General features: G+C 70.0%; 17 protein-coding genes. 13 read left to right on the top strand and 4 right to left on the bottom strand.

Annotation, left to right across the window (positions count from 1 at the left end):
• Window positions 1-182 precede the first annotated feature (182 nt).
• From ABH928_RS33845 to mycP, 3 genes are all read left to right on the top strand, one after another.
• Complete coding sequence (locus tag ABH928_RS33845) at window positions 183-494, top strand: WXG100 family type VII secretion target (RefSeq protein ID WP_370072544.1); 312 nt, start codon at window positions 183-185, stop codon at window positions 492-494.
• A 115-nt stretch (window positions 495-609) separates the two neighbouring features.
• Window positions 610-909, top strand: a complete 300-nt coding sequence (locus ABH928_RS33840) for a WXG100 family type VII secretion target (RefSeq protein ID WP_196198695.1) — start codon at window positions 610-612, stop codon at window positions 907-909.
• 151 nt (window positions 910-1,060) lie between these two features.
• Entirely contained in the window at window positions 1,061-2,311 is a 1,251-nt protein-coding gene (mycP, locus tag ABH928_RS33835; protein WP_370072543.1) for a type VII secretion-associated serine protease mycosin, read from the top strand.
• Between the two features lie 94 nt (window positions 2,312-2,405).
• Here mycP and ABH928_RS33830 read toward each other — a convergent pair whose 3' ends face one another.
• From ABH928_RS33830 to ABH928_RS33820, 3 genes are all read right to left on the bottom strand, one after another.
• Complete coding sequence (locus ABH928_RS33830; protein ID WP_370072542.1) at window positions 2,406-3,839, bottom strand: APC family permease; 1,434 nt, start codon at window positions 3,837-3,839, stop codon at window positions 2,406-2,408.
• A gap of 483 nt (window positions 3,840-4,322) precedes the next feature.
• Window positions 4,323-8,273 carry a type VII secretion protein EccCa gene (eccCa, locus tag ABH928_RS33825; protein WP_370072541.1) on the bottom strand — a complete coding sequence of 1,317 codons (3,951 nt, stop codon included), beginning with the start codon at window positions 8,271-8,273 and terminating at the stop codon, window positions 4,323-4,325.
• A 113-nt stretch (window positions 8,274-8,386) separates the two neighbouring features.
• The gene (locus tag ABH928_RS33820) at window positions 8,387-10,312 is read right to left on the bottom strand and encodes an alkyl/aryl-sulfatase (protein WP_370072540.1); all 1,926 of its coding nucleotides are present in this window, start codon (window positions 10,310-10,312) and stop codon (window positions 8,387-8,389) included.
• Window positions 10,313-10,433: 121 nt separating this feature from the next.
• Here ABH928_RS33820 and ABH928_RS33815 point away from each other — a divergent pair, with 121 nt between their 5' ends.
• The 7 genes from ABH928_RS33815 to ABH928_RS33785 all read left to right on the top strand — a co-directional run bounded on the left by ABH928_RS33815 (window position 10,434) and on the right by ABH928_RS33785 (window position 18,757).
• Window positions 10,434-11,297 (top strand): LysR substrate-binding domain-containing protein, encoded by an 864-nt coding sequence (locus tag ABH928_RS33815; RefSeq protein WP_370072539.1) that lies wholly within the window; start codon window positions 10,434-10,436, stop codon window positions 11,295-11,297.
• Window positions 11,298-11,573: 276 nt separating this feature from the next.
• A complete protein-coding gene (eccD, locus tag ABH928_RS33810; protein WP_370072538.1) occupies window positions 11,574-13,016 on the top strand; it encodes a type VII secretion integral membrane protein EccD in 1,443 nt (480 codons plus the stop codon).
• Window positions 13,017-13,128: 112 nt separating this feature from the next.
• Window positions 13,129-13,419, top strand: a complete 291-nt coding sequence (gene rpsO / locus ABH928_RS33805; RefSeq protein WP_370072537.1) for a 30S ribosomal protein S15 — start codon at window positions 13,129-13,131, stop codon at window positions 13,417-13,419.
• Between the two features lie 367 nt (window positions 13,420-13,786).
• Complete coding sequence (locus tag ABH928_RS33800; RefSeq protein ID WP_370072564.1) at window positions 13,787-15,988, top strand: polyribonucleotide nucleotidyltransferase; 2,202 nt, start codon at window positions 13,787-13,789, stop codon at window positions 15,986-15,988.
• Between the two features lie 138 nt (window positions 15,989-16,126).
• The gene (locus ABH928_RS33795) at window positions 16,127-17,485 is read left to right on the top strand and encodes a M16 family metallopeptidase (RefSeq protein WP_370072536.1); all 1,359 of its coding nucleotides are present in this window, start codon (window positions 16,127-16,129) and stop codon (window positions 17,483-17,485) included.
• A 56-nt stretch (window positions 17,486-17,541) separates the two neighbouring features.
• Window positions 17,542-18,300, top strand: coding sequence for a 4-hydroxy-tetrahydrodipicolinate reductase (gene dapB, locus ABH928_RS33790; RefSeq protein ID WP_370072535.1), 759 nt, complete (start codon window positions 17,542-17,544; stop codon window positions 18,298-18,300).
• Between the two features lie 7 nt (window positions 18,301-18,307).
• On the top strand, window positions 18,308-18,757 hold the full coding sequence (locus tag ABH928_RS33785) for a hypothetical protein (RefSeq protein ID WP_370072534.1): 450 nt from the start codon (window positions 18,308-18,310) through the stop codon (window positions 18,755-18,757).
• On the opposite strand, the gene ABH928_RS33780 is transcribed toward ABH928_RS33785, so the two are convergent.
• The gene (locus ABH928_RS33780; protein ID WP_370072533.1) at window positions 18,726-19,301 is read right to left on the bottom strand and encodes an N-acetyltransferase family protein; all 576 of its coding nucleotides are present in this window, start codon (window positions 19,299-19,301) and stop codon (window positions 18,726-18,728) included. The two genes, ABH928_RS33785 and ABH928_RS33780, sit on opposite strands and share 32 nt — an antisense overlap.
• A 247-nt stretch (window positions 19,302-19,548) precedes the next feature.
• On the opposite strand from ABH928_RS33780, the gene thyX reads away from it, so the two are divergent.
• The 3 genes from thyX to ABH928_RS33765 all read left to right on the top strand — a co-directional run bounded on the left by thyX (window position 19,549) and on the right by ABH928_RS33765 (window position 23,237).
• Entirely contained in the window at window positions 19,549-20,319 is a 771-nt protein-coding gene (gene thyX, locus ABH928_RS33775; protein ID WP_370072532.1) for an FAD-dependent thymidylate synthase, read from the top strand.
• Window positions 20,320-20,534: 215 nt separating this feature from the next.
• Window positions 20,535-21,434 (top strand): 4-hydroxy-tetrahydrodipicolinate synthase, encoded by a 900-nt coding sequence (gene dapA, locus ABH928_RS33770; RefSeq protein ID WP_370072531.1) that lies wholly within the window; start codon window positions 20,535-20,537, stop codon window positions 21,432-21,434.
• A gap of 117 nt (window positions 21,435-21,551) precedes the next feature.
• Window positions 21,552-23,237: a ribonuclease J gene (locus tag ABH928_RS33765; RefSeq protein WP_370072530.1), complete on the top strand. Its 1,686-nt coding sequence runs from the start codon at window positions 21,552-21,554 to the stop codon at window positions 23,235-23,237.
• Window positions 23,238-23,463: the final 226 nt, after the last annotated feature.

Genomic DNA, 23,463 nt, shown 5'->3' with positions numbered 1-23,463 from the left:
ACCGGACGGTGACCGCTTCCGTACGGTAACGGGACGAACTCCGGCCACACCTGGTGTTGGGGCTGTCGTACAGGACGGCTAGAGTGCTACAGGACATCACCTCTCGGTGACGTCGGCCGGGGGCGGTACATGCCGGACTCCCGGTTTTTCTCACAGGTCTGTCTCATGGGGGACGGTGCTACATGGCGGGTCAGTTCAGGACTACTGCCGACGAGATGCGGGCTTTCTCTTCCCGCATCTCCGAGGTCAACTCCCAGATCCAGCAGGAGCTCAGCCGGCTGAACAACGTGGTCAGCTCGATCACGGGTGGCTGGCAGGGTGAGGCTGCGTCCGCGTACTCGGCGCTTCAGCAGAAGTGGAACGAGGACGCGACCAAGCTCAACCGCGTGCTGAGCGAGATCAAGGACGCGATCGACAACACCTCGAAGCAGTACACCGCGACGGAGCAGGATCAGCACTCGGGTCTGAACAAGATCACCTCGGCCCTCGGCTGACGCCGAGCCGTACGGCTTGTTCCCGGCCCGCCCACGGCGGGCCGCCCGACCGCAGCGGACGACGCGTGTCGCGTGAGTCCGCGATCACCTGTTCAGAACCGATGAGGGAGACACCATGGCCAACTCCGGCCACATTCTTGTCAACTTCGGGACCGTGTCCCAGGCGTCGTCCGACGTGCGCCAGACCGCCCAGCGTGTCCAGCAGCAGCTCGACGACCTGAAGGCGGGCGTGCAGCGCATCGCCGCGAGCTGGGAGGGTAAGGCGCAGGAGGGCTACCAGGCCCGCCAGCGCGAGTGGGACACCTCCGCCGCCGACCTGCACTCCGTGCTGGAGCAGATCGCCGGTGCGCTCGACAGCGCGGCGCAGAACTACCAGGCGACCGAGAACCGCAACGCCTCGATCTGGGGCGCCTGACGCCCTGGGCGTGCTCGTAGAGCGCGCCCGTCCGTGCGTCACCGCGCACGAGATCGCGTCGACGCGCGCCGCGCGCCGGTCTCCCGCCCACGCGGGGCCGGCGCGGCGGCGCGTGCGGCGTCTTTCCTGATCATCCTGGGGGACCGGATTCGTGAACAGGCACCACCGCAGGGCTCTGGCCGTCGCCGCATGCGCCCTCGCATGCACCGCCGTGCCCGCCCTGCCCTTCGGACAACCCCTGCGCTCCTCCGGTCCCGCGCAGGCGACGCTGGCTTCCGACGGTCAGTGCACGTTCCCCGCGCAGGCGATCCCGGGTGACCCGTGGGCGCTTCAGCGCGTGCTGCTGTCCCAACTGGGCGACTACAAGGGCCAGAACATCACCGTCGCCGTGATCGACTCCGGCGTCGACGATACCAACCCGCAGCTGACTGGCGCGGTCGTGGCCGGACAGAACTTCCTCACGGGCAGCAACGACCCCGGCACCTCGACCACCGACCCGATCGGCCACGGCACCATGGTGGCCGGCATCATCGCCGCCCGCCCCGCCACGGGCACCGGCTTCCAGGGCCTGGCGCCCAAGGCGACGATCCTGTCGATCCGCCAGAACGACGGCCAGCCCGGTACCGCCACCGAGCAGACGCTGAGCCAGGCGATCGACTACGCGGCATCGCACGGCGCGCAGGTCATCAACATCTCGCAGGACCTGACCGACTCCAACGGTCAGCCCTACCAGGGCATCACCGCGAGCAGCCAGCTGGCGCAGTCGGTCCAGAACGCGATCGCCAAGGGGATCGTGGTCGTCGCTGCGGCGGGCAACGAGAACCAGAGCCTGCCCACGTATCCGGCCGCGCTGCCGGGCGTCCTCGGCGTCGGCGCCTCCGACCGCAACAACGAACGTGCCGACGGTTTCTCGGAGATGGGCAAGTCGGTGAGCGTCGCCGCGCCCGGCGTGGACATCGTCTCGACGGTGCCGAAGGGCGGCCAGTGTGTCGACAACGGCACCAGCTTCGCCGCGCCGTACGCGGCGGCGGTGGCCGCGCTGCTGCGGGAGAAGTACCCGCACTGGACCCCGGCGCAGATCATCGCCCGGATCGAGCAGACCGCGCAGCGGACGGACGCCGGCTGGAACAAGGAGATCGGCTGGGGTGTGGTGGACCCGGTCGCGGCCGTCACCGACAACTCCCCGCCGGAGGACCAGGCCGTCGCTACAGCGGCGGGCACGACCGGCGCGTCGCCGGTCCAGGCCCGCCCCTTCGCCCTCGGGGAGACCCAGCAGCAGAAGGACCAGCGCACGGCGCTGTTCGCGCTGACGCTCGGGGGCATCGGCCTCGTCGCCATCGCCGGCACGGCGACGGTCCTCCGCGACAACAAGAAGCGCGGCGCGCGCCCGGCAGTTCGCTGAGGTTTCGCTCCCGCGCCCCCAGGTGGTGCGACCAAAGCTTGAGAGCCCGTCTCCGCAGTGCGCGGGGACGGGCTCTCGGCGTGTGCGTCGGACGTCAGCCCGCCAGCTCCGCGGTTTCCTTCTCGTCCTCGGGGACGGTGATGATCCAGCGGGTATCCGGGCGGGGGCGGAGGTAGAAGACCCAGTAGAGGGCCGCCGCTGCGGTGATCCCCCCGGTCCACAGGAGGGCGGAGACCGGCTGCTGGGTGACCACGTAGACCAGGACCGCGATCAGGATGACCGGGACCACCGGCCACAGCGGCATCCGGTACGCCTTGGCGTCCTTGTGCGGGCCGCGGCGAGCGCCCAGCGCGGCGACGGCGACGCACAGGTACAGCAGGGCGACGGAGACGCCGGTGACCGCGCTCAGGGTGTTCAGGTTGACGAAGCAGAGGATCGCTCCGGGGACGCCGACGGCGAGTGTGGAGATCCACGGCGCCCCGTAGCGCTTGCTCAGGCTGGTGAACGCGCGGTTGACCGGCTCCGGCCAGGCCTTGTCGCGGGCCGAGGAGTACAGCACGCGGGAGTTCTGGATGACCATGACGATCGCCGCGTTGATGATCGCCATGGCGATCGCCAGGCTGACGAAGGTGCCGACGGCGGAGTTGCTCCACTGGGTGACCATCGAGGAGATGTCGCCACCCGCCAGGACGTCGAGGCTGGGGGCGCCCAGGGTGATCGCGACGACCGGGATCAGGATGACCGCGGAGCCGATGCCCAGCGTCCACAGGACGGTGCGCGGGACGGTGCGGTGCGGGCGCTCCATCTCCTCGGCCAGGTAGACCGCGGTGGAGAAGCCCTGGGTGATGAAGAGCGCGCCGGCCAGGCCCGCGATGATCGTGCCCATGGTGACCAGGCTGATACCGCCGTGCGCGCCGGGCAGTTCGGGGTGGATCAGCACCGATGCCGAGCGGTTGCTGTGGCTGAAGCCGAGGATGGCGACCAGGCTGGCCGCGATGACCTCCAGCACCAGGAAGATGCCGGTGATCCACGCGTTGGCGCGCAGGTCGAGCAGGCCCATCACGGTGGCGGCGAGCATGACGATCGCGCCCATGATCTTGGGATCGATGTGGACGATCGGGGACAGGTACTGGGCCGTGCCCAGCGCGATCACCGGCGGGACGATCAGGACGACCAGCAGCGCCTGGATGAAGGCCACCCAGCCGGTGAACCGGCCGACGGTGTGTCCGGCCATGGCGTACTCGCCGCCGGCGCTGGGGACCAGCGTGCCGAGCTCGGAGTAACACCAGGCCACGCCGATACAGAGCACGATCGCGATGAGCAGCGCGAGCGCGGTGCCCGTGCCCATCAGCGCCAGCGAGGTCGGCACGATCACAAAGAGCGAGGAGGCCGGCGTCAGACAGGACAGGGTCAGCAGGGTGCCGCCGACCACGCCGATGGAACGCTTGAGCTTCTGCGGTTCGGCCGCCTCTATGTGCGGCGCGGACTCCACTGTGCCGTCACTTGGGCGGCGCAGGATGTCGGTCATGGGCGTTCCGTTCGGCTCGTGCACCAAGGCGTGCAACGGTCGGGTCGGGGGGAGCGCTATCGCCTCCTGGCGCTGTCGCTGGTACTGCTGTGAGTCGCTCCCGGTCCAGTCATGGAACCCTGCCGTTAACGGGGCGTCAAGGTCGGTTTTGCTTCGGATTCCGTTGCCGGACTCCGCTAGCACAACTGATCTGATGTCCACTCAGTGGAATGTCTGAAATGACGCATACCTTCCATGGCCTTCCGATCGAATGTATATCCATGTAACGGCCTTTTCATCAATGATCACATGGGTTAATGATCATGTGATCGAGATTCGCTCATCGCCCGACGACAAAAGGGCCGCTGAGTGACGAATCACTCAGCGGCCCTTTCGGCTGCTACGGATCGAGCGGTCCGGGAGGGAAACCGTCCGGATAACGATCGTGTTATCCGCCCAGGTCGCCGCTCTGCTGCCCGGTCGCCTGCCCGGCTTTCCGTCCGGTCAGCTCGGCTGCGACCATCCCGTCTGGACGGTGAACGAGCCGCGGCGACGCGTGACCAGCACACCTCGGCCCGGCGGCAGGATCTGCGGCCGGACGTTGCCCAGCAGCACGCCCTCGTCGCGGTCGCCGGACAGCACGATGCCCTGCGCGCCCAGCTCCTTGAGCCGCTGCATCATCGGCTCGAACAGGGCGCGTCCGGCACCGCCGGAGCGGCGGGCGATGATGATGTGCAGACCGACGTCCTTGGCGAACGGCAGCACCTCCAGCAGCTGCTGGAGCGGGTTGCCGGTGGAGGTGGCGACCAGGTCGTAGTCGTCGACGACCAGGAACAGCTCCGGCCCGCTCCACCAGCTGCGGTCGCGCAGCTGCTCCTGGGTGACGTCCTTGCCCGGGATGCGGCGCTCCATCGAGCCCCGCACGTCGCCGAGGAAGGCCTGCAGCGCGGGCTGCGCGGCGGCGTACTCCAGCAGGTGCGGCGTGTTGACCACACCCAGCAGCGAGCGGCGGTAGTCGCCGACCACGATCAGCGCCTGCTCGGGGGTGTACCGCTCGGTGATGCCCTTGAGCAGCAGGCGCAGCAGCGCCGTCTTACCGGTCTCGCCGTCACCGAAGATGATGAAGTGCGGGTCGGTGTCGAAGTTGAGGTACACCGGCGCCAGCGCGTTCTCGTCGACACCGATGGCGATGCCGAGCTCCGGCGTCTCGTAGGCCTTCGGCAGCTGCTCGGCGGGCAGCAGGTCGGGCAGCATCCGGACCTGCGGAGCGCGCGGCCCCTGCCAGTTGTCCGAGATCGCGCGGACCGACGCGGCCACACCGTCGGACAGGTCCTCGATGCCGCTGGAGCCGTCCAGTCGCGGCAGACCGGACAGGAAGTGCAGCTTGTCCGAGGTGAGACCGCGGCCGGGCGAACCGGCGGGCACGTTCTGCGCGACCTTGCGGTCGATCTCGGACTCCATCGGGTCACCGAGCTTGAGCTCGATACGCGTCTGCAGCAGGTCCTTGAGCGCCGGCCGGACCTCGCCGTAGCGGTTGGCCGTGATCAGCACGTGGATGCCGTAGGCCAGACCGCGCTGGACGATGTCCGCGACGAGCGGCTCCAGCGCCTCGAACTCCTGGCGGAAGCTGAGCCAGCCGTCGATGATCAGGAAGACGTCGCCGTACGGCTCGTCCGGCAGCATCCCCTGCTTGCGGCGGGAGCGGAAGGTCGCGACGGAGTCGATCTGCTGGGCGCGGAACAGCTCCTCGCGCCGGTTCAGCACCCCGGAGACCTCGGAGATCATGCGGCGTACCTTGTCGGCGTCCAGACGCCCGGCGACGCCGCCGACGTGCGGCATGCCCTGCATGCTGATCATGCCGCCACCACCGAAGTCGAGGCAGTAGAACTGCACCTCGGCGGCCGTGTGGCTGATCGCGAACGAGGTCATCATCGTGCGCATGATCGTCGACTTGCCCGACAGCGGACCACCGACGACCAGACCGTGACCGGCCGCGCCGGAGAAGTCCACGTACATCAGGTCGCGGCGCTGCTCGAACGGCTTGTCCACCAGGCCGACCGGGACCACCAGGCGGCCCTGCGCGGTGTACTCGGGCGCGGTCAGGCCGCGGTCCGCGGTGACGGCCAGCTGGCCGAAGAGCTGGTCGGCCGAGGGCGCCTCGTTGAGCGGCGGCAGCCACACCTGGTGGGCGGGCGGACCCTGGCCCTCCAGGCGGTCCACGATCACGTCGAGGACCGTGTCCACCAGTGCGTCGTCCTGCTTCGCCACGGGAGCGACAATCGGCTCCTCGTCCATCGGCTGCAGCGGCACCGCCACCGGCGACCCGGTGAACAGCACCGGCAGCGCCCGGCGCACCCGGCCGGAGGACGTCTGCGCGCCGCTCGCCCGGTAGGGGCCGGAGACGTAGGCGGCCTTGAACTGCGCCATCACGTCGGTGCCGAACTTGAGGTAGCCGACACCGGGGACCGGCGGCAGGTGGTACGCGTCCGGCACGCCAAGCGCGGCGCGCGACTCGGCGGCCGAGAAGGTACGCAGACCGATGCGGTAGGACAGGTAGGTGTCCAGACCGCGCAGCTTGCCCTCCTCCAGACGCTGCGAGGCCAGCAGCAGGTGCACACCCAGCGATCGACCGATACGGCCGATCTGGATGAACATCTCGATGAAGTCCGGCTTGGCCGTGAGCAGCTCGCTGAACTCGTCGATGATCAGCAGCAGCGAGGGCAGCGGCTCCAGCGGGGCGCCGGCGGCGCGGGCCCGCTCGTAGTCGTGGATGTTGGCGAAGTTGCCCGCCGCGCGCAGCAGTTCCTGACGGCGGTTCAGCTCACCGGTGATCGAGTCGCGCATGCGGTCGACCAGGGTGAGTTCCTCGGCCAGGTTGGTGATGATCGCGGAGGTGTGCGGCATGTCCGCCATGCCGGCGAAGGTCGCACCACCCTTGAAGTCGGCGAGGACGAAGTTCAGCGTCTCCGACGAGTGCGTCAGCGCGAGACCGAGCACCAGGGTGCGCAGCAGCTCCGACTTGCCCGAACCGGTGGCGCCGACGCAGAGGCCGTGCGGGCCCATGCCCTCGAGCGCGGCCTCCTTGAGGTCCAGGACCACGGGCTCGCCGCCCGCACCCAGACCGATCGGGACGCGCAGCCGCTCGCCCACCGGGCGCGGGCGCCAGGTGCGGTCGGTGTCGACCGAGGCGGCGTCGCCGACGCCCATCAGGTCGGTGAAGTCCAGGTTGGCCAGCAGCGGCTCGTCGTCGCCGCCCGCCGAGAGGCGCAGCGGGGCGAGCTGGCGGGCCAGCGCCTCCGCCTGCCAGGCCGACAGCACGTCCGGCGCGCCGGTGTAGACCGCGCCGGAGGCGGAGCGGAGCTGCATCTGGTCGGAGGTGACCGTGATGGACAGCGCACCGCGCGGCTCGTCCAGGTCGCCGGGGACCACCTCGATCACGGTGACGCCCTGGAGGCCGTCGCCGCCCGCCAGCACCGAGTCGGCGCCGACGGACGCGCCGTCCAGGACCACCACGATGTGCTTCTGGTCCGGGACCGGCGCCGCGTCGCGGTGGAACCGGGCACGGCCGGAGAGCTCGTCGCCGAGCAGCTCCTCCAGCTCGTCCAGCGAGGTGCAGAGCATCCGCAGCGAGCCCGCACCGTCGGTCTCCCGAGGGTGCTGGGAGTGCGGCAGCCACTTGGCCCACTCCCAGTCGGGCAGCGCACCGGGCGCGGCGGCGACGCCGACGACCAGGTCGTCGGGGGAGTGCAGCGTGGTCAGCTGCGCCAGTATCGACCGCAGCGTCCCGTAGACACCGTCCGGGTCACCGGAGACGCTCAGGTGGTAGAAGGCACGCAGCGAGACCGCCAGCGGCAGGTCGGGCAGCGTGCTGTGCGACGACAGGAACGTCTTCATCGCCTCGGCGGTGAGCGGCTCCAGCTCGTCGACGGGCGCGGTCTGCGGTGGCACCAGCCGGGTCTGCAACTGCTGCGGCCCCCGGCCGACGCGCACCTGCGCGAAGTCGGCGTCGCTGGGACGGCGCTCCCAGAGCCGTCGGCCGTCGGCGACGACCGACCAGAGCTGGTCCGGCTGCGGGTGCAGGAAGAGCTGCGAGTCACGCTGCAGCGTCGCCGTACGGCGGACCTGCTTGCGCACCTGCGACAGGTACTTGAGGTAGTCGCTGCGCTCGTCGTCGATACTGCCGCCGCCACCGCGCCGCTGCTGGTTCAGCTGCGCGATCGCCATGGCCACCGTGGAGGCGACCATCAGACCGCCCATGACCTTCATCATGGTCTGGGCGCCGGGCATGAAGAAGAAGGCCGCTGAACCGGCCGTCGCCAGCATCGGCAGCAACGACTGCCACCAGGCCTGACCGTCGTCGCGAGGGAGCTCCGGAGGAGACTCCAACCTCACGTCCTCGGTCGGAACCGCCGGGGGGTAAGCCCTTGGCGGTCGCTTGACGGTCACCACACTCAACTCGGCACCAGCCTTGTCCCTCGGGCCGATCGGCCCCTAGTCCCCCGGTGACCGGCAGGCGCTTGCGCCCCCTGGCACCGCTGTCCGCAGGCGGCGATCCTATCGGTCCACGCTCACCGCTCGATCACGGGGAAGAACAGATCGAACGTCACGAGCAGTTCCAGCAGCTCCGAAAGGACATCCGATCGCCCGTCGATCACCTCGATCGTTCGATCACTCAACAGTTCCGGAAGCGTGGCGGCGTCGTCCGCGAGCCCGGCGAGCGCGGCCCGGGTGAGGGACACGACGGCCTCCGGTTCCGTCACCGTGCCCGGCGCGCAGACCCGGTGGTGCAGCGTGCCGTGGGAGAGCTCGACCAGGTGCGCGGTCCCCGCGTCGGCGAAGCGCAGCTCCAGCCGGAGCTCCCGTCCGGCCGCACGCGGGCCGTCCAGTCGGACAGCCAGGTAGTCCAGCAGCATCGAACCCGGCATCCCGCGCAGCACGTCCGGCTGCACCGGGCTGCGCAGACCCGGCAACTCCGGTGTGCCCTGCCGGAGTTCGAGCGCACCGGTCAGATAGAAGTCGCGCCACGGCCCCGACTCGGCCTGGTAGCCCAGCTGTTCCAGGGTGTCGGCCTGCAGCAGCCGCGCCTCCTGGTTCTCCGGGTCGGCGAAGACCACGTGGTTGACCGCCTCGGCGACCCACCGGTACTCGCCCTTCGCGAAGTCCTCCCGCGCCCGGGCCAGGACCGCGTCCGCGCCGCCCATGTACGCCACGTACTTCCGCGCTGCCGCCACGGGCGGAAGCGGGTGCAGGTGCGCCGGGTTGGCGTCGAACCAGCCCAGGTACTTCTGGTAGACGGCCTTGGCGTTGTGGTTGACGGTGCCGTAGTAGTCCCGCAGGAAGAACTCGTCAGCGAGCCCCGGCGGCAGCTGCAACTGCTCGGCGATCTCGGTCGCGACCAGGCCCTGGTTGGCCAGTCGCATGCTCTGGTCGTGCAGGTAGCGGTACGCGTCGCGCTGCTTGGTCAGGTAGGCGGTGACGTCCGCGGTGCCCCAGCGCGGCCAGTGATGCGAGGCGAAGACGACGTCGGCGGCGGGCGCGTAGTCGCGCAGCGCGTCGTCGATGTACCCGGACCAGGCGAGCGCGTCCCGCACTTCCGCGCCGCGCGGTGTGTAGAGGTTGTGCAGCACCGCCGAGCAGTTCTCGGCGAGGCAGAGCGCGCGGTGGTCGGGGAAGAGGAAGTTCATCTCGGCCGGCGCCTCCGTGCCCGGCGTCACCTGGAAGACCATCCGGACGCCGTCGACCACCAGCTCAGTGCCGGTCTCGGACACCGTCTCGGTCGGCGGCACCAGCCCCCAGGTTCCGCCCGCGACGGCCCGGCCGAGACCGGTGTCGACGTGCCCGTGCGCGCCCTTGGGCAGCAGCATCCCGTACATGTACAGCGCGCGGCGGCTCATCGCGGTCCCCGCGATCACGTTCTCGCTGACGGCGTGCTGCAGGAAGCCCTCCGGCCCGATGACGCGGACCCTGCCGGACACCACGTCCTCGTCGGTCACCACGCCGCGGATACCGGCGAAGTGGTCGACATGGCAGTGCGTGTAGACGACGGCGGTGACCGGCCGCTCGCCGAAGTGCGCGGTCACCGCGGCCAGTGCGGCGGCGGAGGTCTCGGCGGCGGTCAGCGGGTCGATCACGATCCAGCCGGCCTCGCCGCGCACGAAGGTGATGTTCGCCAGGTCGTAGCCGCGCACCTGGTAGATGCCCTCGGTCACCTCGTAGAGCCCGTGCGCCGCGTTGAGCCGGGCCTGCCGCCACAGCGAGGGGTTGACCGTGTCCGGCGCCGCAGGCGTCGCGGCGAGCGCGCGGTTGGCGGCGAAGTCCCAGCTCGGGTGCCCGAAGGCGTTCAGTATCGCGTCGTCCTCGGTCCGTGCCAGCAGGCCGCGTTCGGCGCGGTCGAAGTCGGCGCGGTCGTCGAGCGGCAGTCGCGCGGCGAGGGCGGAATGCGCCGCGCGGGTGGCCTCGGAGGCGCCCTTCGGGGCGCGCGGGTCGGTCGTCATCGCACCAGTAACACCGGGAGGACACCAAGGCGTCCAATACGCGTTGCGCACCGGACCCATAGGACAGTCCTATGGGTCGTGCCTGCGGGGCGCGGCAGGGTCTGCCTGACAGGGTGGGGGCATGGACGCACGGCAACTCGACTACTTCCTCGCGGTCGTCGAACACGGCGGCTTCACCCGCGCGGCTGACGCACTGCACCTGGCGCAGCCGTCCCTCTCCCAGGCGATTCGCGCGCTGGAACGCGAGCTGGGCGCGAAGCTGTTCCAGCGCGCGGGGCGCGGCGTGGTGCTCACCTCGGCGGGCGAGGCGCTGGTCGCGCCCGCTCGGAGGGTGGCCCTGGACCTCGTCGCGGCGCGGGAGGCGGTCGCCTCGGTGGTGGGCCTGGTCGCTGGCCGGGTCGACCTAGTCGTCCAGCCCGCGGCGGTCGACGCGGCGGGCGAGCTCACGGCACGCTTCCGCAGACGCCATCCGGCGGTCACGGTCCGCCTCGTCGAACCGCGCCGCCCGCCGTTCCTCGCCCGCGACCTGCGCGAGGGCGACGCGCAGTTGGGCCTGTCGTACGTGCCGGTGGCGGAGAGCCAGGGGCTCGTCGTCGAGCCGCTCCGGGAGGTCGAGATGACCGCGATCCTCCCGCCGGGAACGGCGTGCGCCTCCGGCGAGGGTCCGCTGACCCTGGCCGAACTCGCGGGCCTCCCACTGGCGGTGGGCGCGCCGGGCACGGCTTGGCGGGAGATGACCGACGGGCTCTTCGCGGAGGCGGGCGTCACGCCCACCATCGCGGTGGAGTCCGCGTACCGCGAGGCCGTCGGCCCGCTGATCGCCTCCGGCGGCCTCGCCGTGATCGCCCCTCCCGGGCTCGCGCCGGACGGCGCGGTCGTCCGCGCGCTCACCCCACCGGTCCGCAGGACGCTGGCGCTCCTCCGCCGCCCCGGCGCGCTCCCGCCTGCGGCGGAGGCGTTCCTGCAGGCGGCGAAGGGAGATTGAACAGCAGGCTTGGGCGATGCGGGAGTTGCAACTCCCCAAGGGGTGCGGGGAACTGCGCGAGAAGCCACAGATGAGCGGATGGCCCTGCGCGTTCGGTGCTCCACCTGCGTGGGTGGCTTCTCGCGCAGTTCCGCGCGCCCCCTGGATTGGGCAACTTGCGATCTGTACAAAAGGTTCACATCTGAGTACCGCTTCCCGGGAACCCTCGGGCGTACGTCATGTCCGTGTCCGTATAAGGTGAACCGCTGTCAGCCACGGTTAGGGGGAGGCCACCACGTGAGCACCAGCGCCACGACCGGATTCTGCAGGGTCACTGTCGTCGCACCGGACAGCCGCATCGATGTCGCGCTGCCAGAGGACGTTCCGCTCGCAGACATCTACCCGGAGGTGCTCCGGCTCTCCGGACAGACCCAGGCGGACGGTGCGCCCACCGGGTTCCACCTGGTACGGCGGGACGGGAGCGTCCTCGACAGCAGCCTGCCGCTACAAGCCCAGCAGGTGCGCGACGGAGAGCTGTTGAGCCTCCGCCCGTTCGCGGAGTCGCTCGCCCCCGCCGTCTACGACGACGTCGCCGACGCCATCGCGTCCAGCGTCGCGGAGGACCGCAGCCAGTGGGGTCCCAACCTCATGCGCATGGCGGGCCTGATCGGTGGCGTGATCGTGCTCGCGCTGCTCGGCTTCGCGCTCTGGTTCTCGGACCTGACGCACGACATGCACAGCCTGCCCGGCCTGATCGCCGGCGTCAGCGCCATCGTCCTGGTCGCGCTCTCCGGCGTGCGGGCGCGCGTCTACGACGACCGCGGCTCCGCGCTCGCGCTCGGCCTGGCCTCGCTGCCGCTGGCGCTGCTCGCCGGTACGGGCATCGTCTCGCCCGGTCAGCTCCAGGGGCCCGGGCGGATCCAGTTCCTGGTCGGCTGCATCGTGGTGCTGCTCGCCTCGGTGCTGCTGGCCGCACTGATGCCGGCCGGTGACGCGGTCTTCGTCGCCGCCGCGCTGGTCTCCGCCGTCGGCACGCTGTCGACCTTCGCGGGTGTGCTCACCAACGCCTCGGCGACCGAGGTCGCGGCCGGGTCCGCGGTCGTCGCCGTCGGGCTGATGGGCTTCCTGCCGTCGCTCTCCTCGCGCTTCGCCCGGCTGCCCGTCGGCTTCCACGCGCCGACCCAGAGCGGTTCCAGCGCGCGCAACAACGAGGAGCCCGAGCCGGTCGACCTCAAGCGGATCGCCATGCAGGCGCGCCGTGGTCACGAGCTGCTGGTCGGCATGGTCGGCGGCTGCGCCGCCGTCGTGCTCGGCAGCTGCGTCGTGCTGGCCTTCACCGACAGCACCTGGCCGGAGCTGCTGGCGCTCGCCCTCGGCGTCTCGACGATGATGCGCGCCCGGCTCTTCCGCCACACCTCGCAGGTGATGTGCCTGCTCGCGTCCGGTCTCGGCAGCCTCGCGCTGCTGGTCGTGGGCATCGCGCTGCACATGCCGCTGTTCCTCTACATGAACATGCGCAACTCGTCGGCGATAGACATCCGTACCCTGATCATGGCCGCGGGCATCGGCGCCGGCGCCGCGATCCTGGTCGCGATCGCGCTGGTCGTCCCGGAGAAGGGCGTCTCGCCGTTCTGGGGTCGACTGCTCGACGTGATCGACGGCCTGACGCTGGCCGCGCTGATCCCGCTGGCGCTGGCCGTCCTGGACATCTACTCGACGGTCAGGGGCCTCACCGGCTGACTGGTAGGCTGGTCCGCCGGGACTCCTCTGTGGACCGTCCCACCCGCCGAGTACATCAGAACCTGTGAAGCAGACCAGGGACGCTCGGCAACCGAACACCTAAGGAGTGGGCGTGGCCCTCGACCAGAACGTCAAGAAGCAGATCATCGCCGAGTACGGCGCCAAGGAGGGCGACACCGGCTCCCCCGAGGTGCAGATCGCGCTGCTCTCCCGCCGCATCTCGGACCTGACCGAGCACCTCAAGTTCCACAAGCACGACCACCACTCGCGTCGTGGTCTGCTGCTGCTGGTCGGTCAGCGCCGTCGCCTGCTGCAGTACCTGGCCAAGACCGACATCGAGCGCTTCCGTACCCTGGTGGACCGCCTCGGCATCCGCCGCGGTGCCGCGGGCGCCGCTCGCTAGTCACCTCGCTCTGGGGCGGCTCCCACTGGGAGCCGCCCTTCGGCACATGTGGGGCCACGCCACACCGCGTGGTTGGGCCTTACGCACGCGTGGGAAAGAGTCCGTGCGTAAGGTGTGAAGGGAAGGGTGTCCGTCCGCACACGGCGGCCGGGCACGGACGCGGAGCGTCCACACGCAATCCGAGCCAGCGCCCGCCGGGCGCCGGTCCTCGGTAGTGGCCGCCGGACGAGCAGACGCACGATGCGTGTTCCGCCCGGCAGCTTCGATCGAAGACCGGCCAGGTCCAGGCTGCGAGACTCAGGACAAGCGCGGGGGCGCTCCACCTAGAGGACCAAAGAAGGAGATCTTCCGGGTGGAAGACAACACCATGCACGAGGCCGTTGCCGTTATCGACAACGGCAGCTTCGGCACCCGCACCATCCGCTTCGAGACCGGCCGCCTTGCCAAGCAGGCCGCCGGCTCTGCGGTCGCCTATCTCGACGACGACACCATGGTCCTCTCCGCGACCAGTGCGTCGAAGCAGCCGAAGGAGCACTTCGACTTCTTCCCGCTGACGGTCGACGTCGAGGAGCGGATGTACGCCGCCGGGCGCATCCCCGGCAGCTTCTTCCGTCGCGAGGGCCGTCCCTCCGAGGACGCCATCCTCACCTGCCGTCTGATCGACCGCCCGCTGCGCCCGTCCTTCGTCAAGGGCCTGCGCAACGAGATCCAGGTCGTCGTCACGGTCATGGCGCTCAACCCCGACCACCTCTACGACGTGGTCGCCATCAACGCCGCCTCCGCCTCCACGCAGCTGGCGGGCCTGCCCTTCTCCGGCCCGATCGGCGGCGTCCGCGTCGCGCTGATCCGCGGCCAGTGGGTCGCCTTCCCGACGCACTCGGAGCTCGAGGAGGCCGTCTTCGACATGGTCGTGGCCGGCCGCGCGCTGCCGGACGGCGACGTCGCGATCATGATGGTCGAGGCCGAGGCCACCGCCAAGACCATCGAGCTGGTCAAGGGCGGCGCCACCGCGCCGACCGAGGACGTCGTGGCCGCCGGCCTCGAGGCGTCCAAGCCGTTCATCAAGGAGCTGTGCCGGGCGCAGGCCGAGCTGGCCGCGCACTCGGCCAAGCCGACCGCCGAGTTCCCGGTCTTCCTCGACTACCAGGACGACGTCCTGGCGGCGCTGACCGCCGCGGTCAAGGACGAGCTGGCCCAGGCCCTGACCATCCCCGGCAAGCAGGCCCGCGAGGCCGAGCTGGACCGCGTCAAGGACCTGGCCGCCGAGAAGCTGCTGCCGGAGTTCGAGGGCCGCGAGAAGGAGATCTCCGCCGCGTACCGCGCGCTGACGAAGAAGCTGGTCCGCCAGCGCATCGTCAAGGAGAAGGTCCGCATCGACGGCCGTGGCATCACGGACATCCGCACCCTGGCCGCCGAGGTCGAGGTCGTCCCGCGCGTCCACGGCTCGGCGCTGTTCGAGCGCGGCGAGACCCAGATCCTGGGTGTCACCACGCTGAACATGCTCCGCATGGAGCAGCAGCTCGACACGCTGGCGCCGGAGACGCGCAAGCGCTACATGCACAACTACAACTTCCCGCCGTACTCCGTCGGTGAGACGGGCCGCGTGGGCTCGCCGAAGCGCCGCGAGATCGGCCACGGCGCGCTGGCCGAGCGTGCGCTGCTCCCCGTCCTGCCGACGCGCGAGGAGTTCCCCTACGCGATCCGCCAGGTCTCCGAGGCGCTGGGCTCCAACGGCTCGACCTCGATGGGCTCGGTCTGCGCCTCGACCATGTCGCTGCTGAACGCCGGTGTGCCGCTGAAGGCCGCCGTCGCCGGTGTCGCCATGGGTCTGATCTCCCAGGAGATCGACGGCGAGACGCACTACGTCGCGCTGACCGACATCCTCGGCGCCGAGGACGCGTTCGGCGACATGGACTTCAAGGTCGCCGGTACGAAGAACTTCGTCACCGCGCTCCAGCTCGACACCAAGCTCGACGGCATCCCCGCCTCGGTCCTGGCCGCCGCGCTGAAGCAGGCCCACGACGCGCGTCTGCACATCCTCGACGTGATGAACGAGGCGATCGACGTTCCGGACGAGATGTCCCCGAACGCGCCGCGCATCATCACGATCAAGATCCCGGTGGACAAGATCGGTGAGGTCATCGGCCCCAAGGGCAAGATGATCAACCAGATCCAGGAGGACACCGGCGCCGAGATCACCATCGAGGACGACGGCACCATCTACATCGGTGCGTCCGACGGCCCGGCGGCCGAGGCGGCGCGGACCACGATCAACCAGATCGCCAACCCGACCATGCCGGAGGTCGGCGAGCGCTACCTGGGCACCGTGGTGAAGACCACGACCTTTGGTGCGTTCGTCTCCCTGATGCCCGGCAAGGACGGCCTGCTGCACATCTCGCAGATCCGCAAGCTTGCCGGCGGCAAGCGCGTGGAGAACGTCGAGGACGTGCTGCCGGTCGGCACCAAGGTCCAGGTCGAGATCGCGGAGATCGACCCGCGTGGCAAGCTCTCGCTGATCCCGGTCGTCGAGGGCGAGGAGGCGGCTGACGCCGCCACCGACGCCGAGTAGTAAGCAGTAGCTTGCACTTTGCGGCCCGGCTCCACCGTCACGGTGGGGTCGGGCCGCAACCATGCACTTACCCCAGGGGCGCGAGGCTCTGTTCGACCCGCGCCCCTGCGGTAGTTGCAACATCCCGAAGGAAGTTCAGTGCCGCAGACCACCGCTCAGGACCAGCGTCCCGGGACGACCAAGACCCTGCTCAAGGGCATCGACGGTGCTGGAACCGTGCGACGAACGGTCCTGCCCGGCGGGCTGCGGGTGGTCACCGAGACGCTGCCGACCGTGCGCTCGGCCGCCTTCGGCATCTGGGTCGGCGTCGGCTCCCGCGACGAGACCCCCGTGCTCAACGGCGCGACGCACTACCTGGAGCACCTGCTCTTCAAGGGCACCAAGACCCGCTCCGCGCTGGACATCTCCTCCGCGCTGGACGCGGTCGGCGGTGAGATGAACGCGTTCACCGCCAAGGAGTACACCTGCTACTACGCGCGGGTGCTCGACCGCGACCTGCCGTTGGCCGTCGACGTCGTCAGCGACATGCTGACCTCCTCGCTCGTGCGGCAGGAGGACATCGACACCGAGCGCGACGTCGTGCTCGAAGAGATCGCGATGACTGAGGACGACCCGGGCGACGTGGTCCACGACCTGTTCGCCAGGGTGGTGTACGGCGAGTCCCCGCTCGGGCGGCCCGTCCTCGGCACCGTCGACACGATCAACGCGCTGACCCGCGACCAGGTCTACGGCTTCTACCGCCGCCGCTACAAGCCCGAGAACCTCGTCGTCGCCGCGGCCGGGAACGTCGACCACGCCAAGGTGGTCCGCCAGGTCCGCCGCGCGTTCGAGAGCGCGGACGCGCTGGGCCGGGAGGAGACCGCACCGGCCGCGCCGCGCGGCGGGACGCGTGCGCTCCGGACCGCGGGCAAGGTCGAGATCCTCGACCGTCCGACCGAGCAGGCGCACCTGGTGCTGGGCATGCCCGCGCTCGCCCGTACCGACGACCGGCGCTGGGCACTGGGCGTGCTCAACGCGGCCCTCGGCGGCGGGATGAGCTCGCGGCTCTTCCAGGAGGTCCGGGAGAAGCGCGGGCTGGCCTACTCGGTCTACTCCTACACCTCCGCGTACGCCGACTCCGGCCTCTTCGGCATCTACGCCGGCTGCCAGCCCAAGCGCGTCGAGGAGGTCCTGGGGATCTGCCGCGACGAGCTGGAGAAGGTCGCCGAGCACGGCATCACCGAGGACGAGCTCAAGCGCGCCGTCGGCCAGATGTCCGGCTCGACGGTGCTGGGGATGGAGGACACCGGCTCGCTGATGTCACGCGTCGGCAAGGCGGAGCTCTGCTACGGCAGCCACCTCTCCGTCGACGAACTGCTCGGCAAGGTCGCCGCGGTGACGCTCGACGACGTCCGGGCCGTGGCCACCGAGGTGCTCGGTGGATTCCGGCCCTCGTTGGCTGTGATAGGACCGGTGGCGGGGAAGCGCGCCGCGCGCCTCGCCGAGGCCATGCAGTGACCGGTGTGAACAGCGTGACCGGCCTGAACCGAACAGCTAGCTAGGAGCCACTGCACATGAGCACGCCGCTGCGGGTCGCCGTCATCGGTGCCAAGGGCCGGATCGGCTCGGAGGCCGTCCGCGCCGTCGAGGCCGCCGAGGACCTGGAGCTGGTCGCCGCGCTGGGTCGCGGGGACAAGCTGGAGACGCTGGTCGAGACGGGCGCCCAGGTCGTCGTCGAGCTCACCCACCCCGACGCGGTGATGCGCAACCTGGAGTACTGCACCGCCCAGGGCATCCACGCCGTGGTCGGCACCACCGGCTGGACCGAGGAGAGGCTCGCCCAGCTGGAGACCTGGCTGGCCGCGTCGCCCGGCACCGGTGTGCTGATCGCGCCGAACTTCTCCATCGGCGCGATCCTGACCATGCGCTTCGCGCAGCAGGCCGCCAAGTTCTTCGAGTCGGTCGAGGTCATCGAGCTCCACCACACCAACAAGGCCGACGCGCCGAGTGGCACCGCCACGCGTACCGCGCAGCTGATCGCCGCGGCGCGTGCCGAGGCCGGGATGCCGCTCCAGGACGACCCGACCACGCACGGCCTGCCGGGCGCGCGCGGCGCGGACGTGGACGGCGTGCCGGTGCACGCGGTCCGGCTGCGCGGTCTGCTGGCGCACCAGGAGGTGCTCTTCGGCGGCGTGGGGGAGACCCTGACGATCCGTCATGACTCGCTGCACCACAGCTCGTTCATGCCGGGCATCCTGGCCGGTGTGCGCCGGGTGGTGGATGTGCCCGGACTCACCTTCGGGTTGGAAAAGTTCCTGTTCGAAGGGGAGTGACGGACTCATGGTCGCTCGGGTGATGTACTTCGTGGTCACGCTGGCGCTGCTGGGGGGCCTGGCCGTGGTCGCGGTGACCGGCGGGCAGCTGATGGCGAGCGGTCGGGCCGCCGGCATCGGCATGGGCATCTCGGCCGAGGTGCTGGTCGGTCTGGCGCTCTGGTTCGTCTGGAAGACCTTCCGTTTCGGCCGGGACAGCCAGCGGCTCTCCCGGCTCCTGGAGTCGGAGGGCGGACTGCCGGTCGACGAGCTCAAGCACACCCCGGGCGGCGGCATCGACCGCGCCTCGGCCGATGCGGTCTTCGCCCGGCGCAAGGCCGAGACAGAGGCCGCGCCGGAGGACTGGCGCAGCTGGTTCCGGCTGGCCGTGGCCTACGCGGACGCGCGGGACACGCCGCGCGCCCGCAAGGCGATGGAGCGCGCCATCAAGCTCCAGCACGAGGCTGCGGCACGCTGACCCCGGCGGGCGGGGTGACCCCGACGGGCACGCTGACTCCCATGGGCACCGCCGGGGCGGCTGGTCCTGCGACGGTCCGGGAGTAGCGCAGCTCCTGCAGCAGCGCCCCGGCCAGCTGCAGGTCGGTGCGGCCTCCGTCCGGCTGCCAGCCCTGCCGCTCGTAGAAGCGGCGGGCCTGGTGGTTCTCCTCAAGTACCCACAGCGTCAGTTCGGCATGGCCGTCCGTCGCGAGTGCCTCGGTCGCGGCGGTCAGCAGCCGTGCGCCCGCGCCGGTGAACCAGGCGTCGGGGTGCACGTAGAGGGCGTGGACCTCACCCAAGCCCTCCCGTACGCCGCTTGCGACCGCGACGGACGGCCGCTCCGGGCCCGCCAGCACGAAGCCGACGACTTGTGCCGGGTGCTCGGCCTCCACGACCAGGAAGTGGTCACGGTCGGGGATCGTGGCCAGGTACTCCTTCATGCGGGGGAGCGCCGCCTCGGGGTCCAGGCCGTCGAGGTAGGCGGGCGGCACCAGGCCCGCATAGGCCGCGCGCCATGAATCCACGCGTACCCGAACCACCTGTGCCAGATCGTCCTCAACGGCCTTACGGACCGTCAATGTCCTCATGGTTTCTTCCCGTTCACCTATGTGAGGCGGGCGAGTGTAACCGAGGAGTGGCATGTCCCGGGCATGCGAATGCCCCGTTCGGCGGCGTGACGGATACCCTGTTCGGCGGGTTCGCCTGTTAGTGCCGGTACCAGCATCGGCAGGCTCTCGTCATTCGACCGGAAGTGCCGCGAGGGTTGGACCCATGATCGAAAGGAAACCCCCGTTGACCGACCAGACCGACGCGAGCCCGGACGCACCCGAGCCCCGCTTCCGTGACGACGTCACCGTCGAGCTGGTGCGCAGCAGCGCCGAGGACGCCGACGTGCTCTTCGCCGCCCGGGTCTCCACGGCGGGTGAGCAGTCGCTGGAGGAACTGCAGAAGGACCCGGAGCGCTCCCGTGGGCTGATCAACTTCCTGATGCGGGACCGGCACGGCACGCCGTTCGAGCACAACTCGATGACCTTCTTCATCAGTGCGCCGATCTTCGTCTTCCGCGAGTTCCACCGGCACCGGGCGGGCTGGTCCTACAACGAGGAGAGCGGTCGCTACCGCGAGCTGCAGCCGGTCTTCTACATCCCTTCGGCCGAACGGAAGCTGGTGCAGCGCGGCCGCCCGGGGAAGTACGAGTTCTTCGAGGGCACGCCGGAGCAGCAGAAGGCCGTGACCGAGGCGATGGAGGACTCCTACCGTCAGTCCTACGCCCGTTACCAGGAGATGCTCGAGGCGGGCGTCGCCCGTGAGGTGGCCCGTGCGGTGCTGCCGGTCGGTCTCTTCTCCTCGATGTACGCGACCTGCAACGCACGCTCGTTGATGCACTTCCTGTCGCTGCGCACCAAGGACGAGCGGGCCAAGGTCCCGAGCTTCCCGCAGCGGGAGATCGAGATGGTCGCGGAGAAGATGGAGCAGCTCTGGGCAGGGCTGATGCCGCTGACCCACGAGGCCTTCAACACCCATGGCCGAGTCGCGCCGTAGCGATCGCCGCCCCTGACCAGCCCGTCCGCTCGTTCGGTGAGTTTTCCCGTATGTCCCATTTGCGGGATATCGCACTGTTCCCTAATCTCAAAGCACGAGCCCCGGTGCCGCTTGAACCCCCGAGCAGGCGGCGCCGGGCTCCTCGCATGTCCCTGCATGTCCTTCAGCTGGACCGACTGTGCCTGCCCCGTTCACTAACGAGTAGCGTTGGACACATGGCTCCGACCTCCACCCCCGAGACCCCCTTCGGCCGGGCGCTGACTGCGATGGTGACCCCGTTCACCGCCGACGGCTCCCTCGACCTCGACGGCGCCCAGCGGCTGGCCGTCCATCTGGTCGACGCCGGGAACGACGGCCTCGTCATCAACGGCACCACCGGCGAGTCGCCGACCACCACCGACGCGGAGAAGGCCGCGCTGGTGCAGGCAGTCGTGGAGGCCGTGGGCGACCGCGCCCACGTGATCGCGGGCGTCGGGACCAACGACACCCACCACTCGCTGGAGCTGGCCCGACAGGCCGAGCGCGTCGGCGCCCACGGCCTGCTCGTGGTGACCCCGTACTACAACAAGCCCCCGCAGGAGGGGCTCTACCGGCACTTCACCGCCGTCGCGGACGCGACCGGCCTGCCGGTCATGCTCTACGACATCCCCGGCCGCTCCGGCGTGCCGATCGCCACCGAGACCATCGTCCGGTTGGCCGAACACCCGCGGATCGTCGCCAACAAGGACGCCAAGGGCGACCTCGGCGCCGCGAGCTGGGGCATCTCCCGCAGCGGCCTGGCCTGGTACTCCGGCGACGACATGCTCAACCTGCCGCTGCTCTCCATCGGCGCGGCCGGCTTCGTCAGCGTCGTCGCCCACGTGGTCACACCCGAGCTGCGCGCCATGGTCGACGCCTTCGTCGCGGGCGACGCGGCCAAGGCCACGGAGATACACCAGCGCCTGCTCCCCGTGTTCACCGGTATGTTCCGTACGCAGGGTGTGATCACCACCAAGGCCGCCCTCAACCTCCAGGGCCTCCCGGCCGGGCCGCTGCGCCTGCCGTTGGTCGAGGCCACGGAGGCGGAGATCGAACAACTGAGGGAGGATCTCGCCGCAGGCGGGGTACACCTCTGACAACAGACGTCCACGTCCCGACTTCTGGAGACGTGATGCAGTACCTGTACGGCAGTAACGATGCCGCGCACGCCAGAGCCAGGAAGCTCCCACCGGTGTGCGCGGAAAGGAGAACAATTGAGTCATCCGCACCCTGATCTGGGCGCTCCGCCGCCACTGGCGCCGAACGCCCTGCGGATCACCCCGCTCGGCGGCCTCGGTGAGATCGGCCGCAACATGACCGTCTTCGAGTACGGCGGGCGCCTGCTCATCGTCGACTGCGGTGTGCTCTTCCCCGAGGAGGAGCAGCCCGGCGTCGACCTGATCCTGCCGGACTTCACGTCCATCCGGGACCGCCTCGACAAGATCGACGGCATCGTCCTGACCCACGGTCACGAGGACCACATCGGCGCGGTGCCCTACCTGCTCCGTGAGAAGCCGGACCTCCCGCTGATCGGTTCCAAGCTGACGCTGGCGCTGATCGAGGCCAAACTGGCCGAGCACCGGATCCGGCCGTACACGCTGGAGGTCAAGGAGGGGCAGCGCGAGCGCATCGGCTCCTTCGACTGTGAGTTCATCGCGGTCAACCACTCCATCCCGGACGCGCTCGCGGTCGCCATCCGCACGCCGGCCGGTCTTGTGGTCGCCACCGGCGACTTCAAGATGGACCAGGTCCCGCTGGACCGCCGCCTCACCGACCTGCCGACCTTCGCCCGCCTGGGCGAGGAGGGCATCGACCTGCTGCTGGTCGACTCGACCAACGCCGAGGTCCCGGGCTTCATCGCGCCGGAGCGCGAGATCGGCCCGGTGCTCCAGCAGGTCTTCGACCGCGCCGACAAGCGCATCATCGTCGCCAGCTTCGCCTCGCACGTGCACCGCATCCAGCAGGTCCTGGACACGGCGCACGAGTTCGGGCGCAAGGTCGCGTTCGTGGGTCGCTCGATGGTGCGCAACATGGGCATCGCCCGCGACCTCGGCTACCTCAAGGTGCCCGGCGGTCTCGTCGTCGACGTGAAGACGCTGGACGACCTGCCCGACGAGGACGTGGTGCTGATCTGCACCGGTTCGCAGGGCGAGCCCATGGCGGCACTGTCCCGCATGGCCAACCGCGATCACCAGATCCGCATCGTCGAGGGCGACACCGTCGTCCTCGCGTCCTCGCTGATTCCGGGTAACGAGAACGCGGTCTACCGCGTGATCAACGGATTGACCCGCTGGGGCGCGAACGTCGTCCACAAGGGCAACGCGAAGGTGCACGTCTCCGGGCACGCGTCCGCGGGCGAGCTGCTGTACTTCTTCAACATCTGCAAGCCGCGCAACCTGATGCCGGTCCACGGCGAGTGGCGCCACCTGCGCGCGGTCTCCGAGCTGGCCCAGAAGACGGGCATGCGCAAGGACCGCGTCGTCATCGCCGAGGACGGCGTGGCCGTCGACCTCGTCAACGGCGTCGCCCGGATCGTGGGCAAGGTGCAGGCCGGTTACGTCTACGTGGACGGCCTTTCGGTCGGCGAGATCGGCGAGGGTTCGCTCAAGGACCGTCGCATTCTCGGCGACGAGGGCATCATTTCGGCGTTCCTGGTCGTGGACTCCGCCACGGGCAAGGTGCTCAGCGGCCCGAACATCCAGGCGCGCGGCTCCGGCATCGAGGACGAGGCGTTCGCCCCGGCGATCGTGAAGATCCAGGAGGCCCTGTCGCGCTCCGCGCAGGACGGCGTCCTGGAGCCCCGCCAGATCCAGCAGCTGGTGCGGCGCACGCTCGGCAAGTGGGTGGCGGACACGTACCGGCGCCGGCCGATGATCCTGCCGATGGTCGTCGAGGTCTGAGCCATCGCGGTCTGAGCCGTCGAGGTTCGGGGCGCTCTTGACAGGGCCGGGGACGCAGGTTTGCTTCTGCGTCCCCGGCCGTGTAATGTTCTCCGAGTTGCCTCTCTCGCTGCGCGTGTCGCGCGGGACTCGGAGGCAGCCAACCCCCTGAAGCCGATGATCGTACGAATTCATTTTCGTGCTGCCATTTTTCAGGACCGGCTGGTGGATTTGGTTAACGCCGGAG

Source organism: Streptacidiphilus sp. MAP5-3 (genome assembly GCF_041262505.1).
In the GTDB taxonomy this organism is placed as follows: Bacteria; Actinomycetota; Actinomycetes; order Streptomycetales; family Streptomycetaceae; genus Streptacidiphilus.
This window is presented reverse-complemented; position numbering and strand designations above follow the sequence as displayed.

What these genes read in the sequence shown, in the direction of transcription:
- ABH928_RS33845 (WP_370072544.1), top strand. Translation starts at nt 183, where the DNA reads ATGGCGGGTCAGTTCAGGACTACTGCCGACGAGATGCGGGCTTTCTCT.
- ABH928_RS33840 (WP_196198695.1), top strand. Translation starts at nt 610, where the DNA reads ATGGCCAACTCCGGCCACATTCTTGTCAACTTCGGGACCGTGTCCCAG.
- ABH928_RS33830 (WP_370072542.1), bottom strand. Translation starts at nt 3,839, where the DNA reads ATGACCGACATCCTGCGCCGCCCAAGTGACGGCACAGTGGAGTCCGCG.
- ABH928_RS33820 (WP_370072540.1), bottom strand. Translation starts at nt 10,312, where the DNA reads ATGACGACCGACCCGCGCGCCCCGAAGGGCGCCTCCGAGGCCACCCGC.
- ABH928_RS33815 (WP_370072539.1), top strand. Translation starts at nt 10,434, where the DNA reads ATGGACGCACGGCAACTCGACTACTTCCTCGCGGTCGTCGAACACGGC.
- ABH928_RS33800 (WP_370072564.1), top strand. Translation starts at nt 13,787, where the DNA reads ATGCACGAGGCCGTTGCCGTTATCGACAACGGCAGCTTCGGCACCCGC.
- dapB (WP_370072535.1), top strand. Translation starts at nt 17,542, where the DNA reads ATGAGCACGCCGCTGCGGGTCGCCGTCATCGGTGCCAAGGGCCGGATC.
- ABH928_RS33785 (WP_370072534.1), top strand. Translation starts at nt 18,308, where the DNA reads ATGGTCGCTCGGGTGATGTACTTCGTGGTCACGCTGGCGCTGCTGGGG.
- thyX (WP_370072532.1), top strand. Translation starts at nt 19,549, where the DNA reads ATGATCGAAAGGAAACCCCCGTTGACCGACCAGACCGACGCGAGCCCG.
- dapA (WP_370072531.1), top strand. Translation starts at nt 20,535, where the DNA reads ATGGCTCCGACCTCCACCCCCGAGACCCCCTTCGGCCGGGCGCTGACT.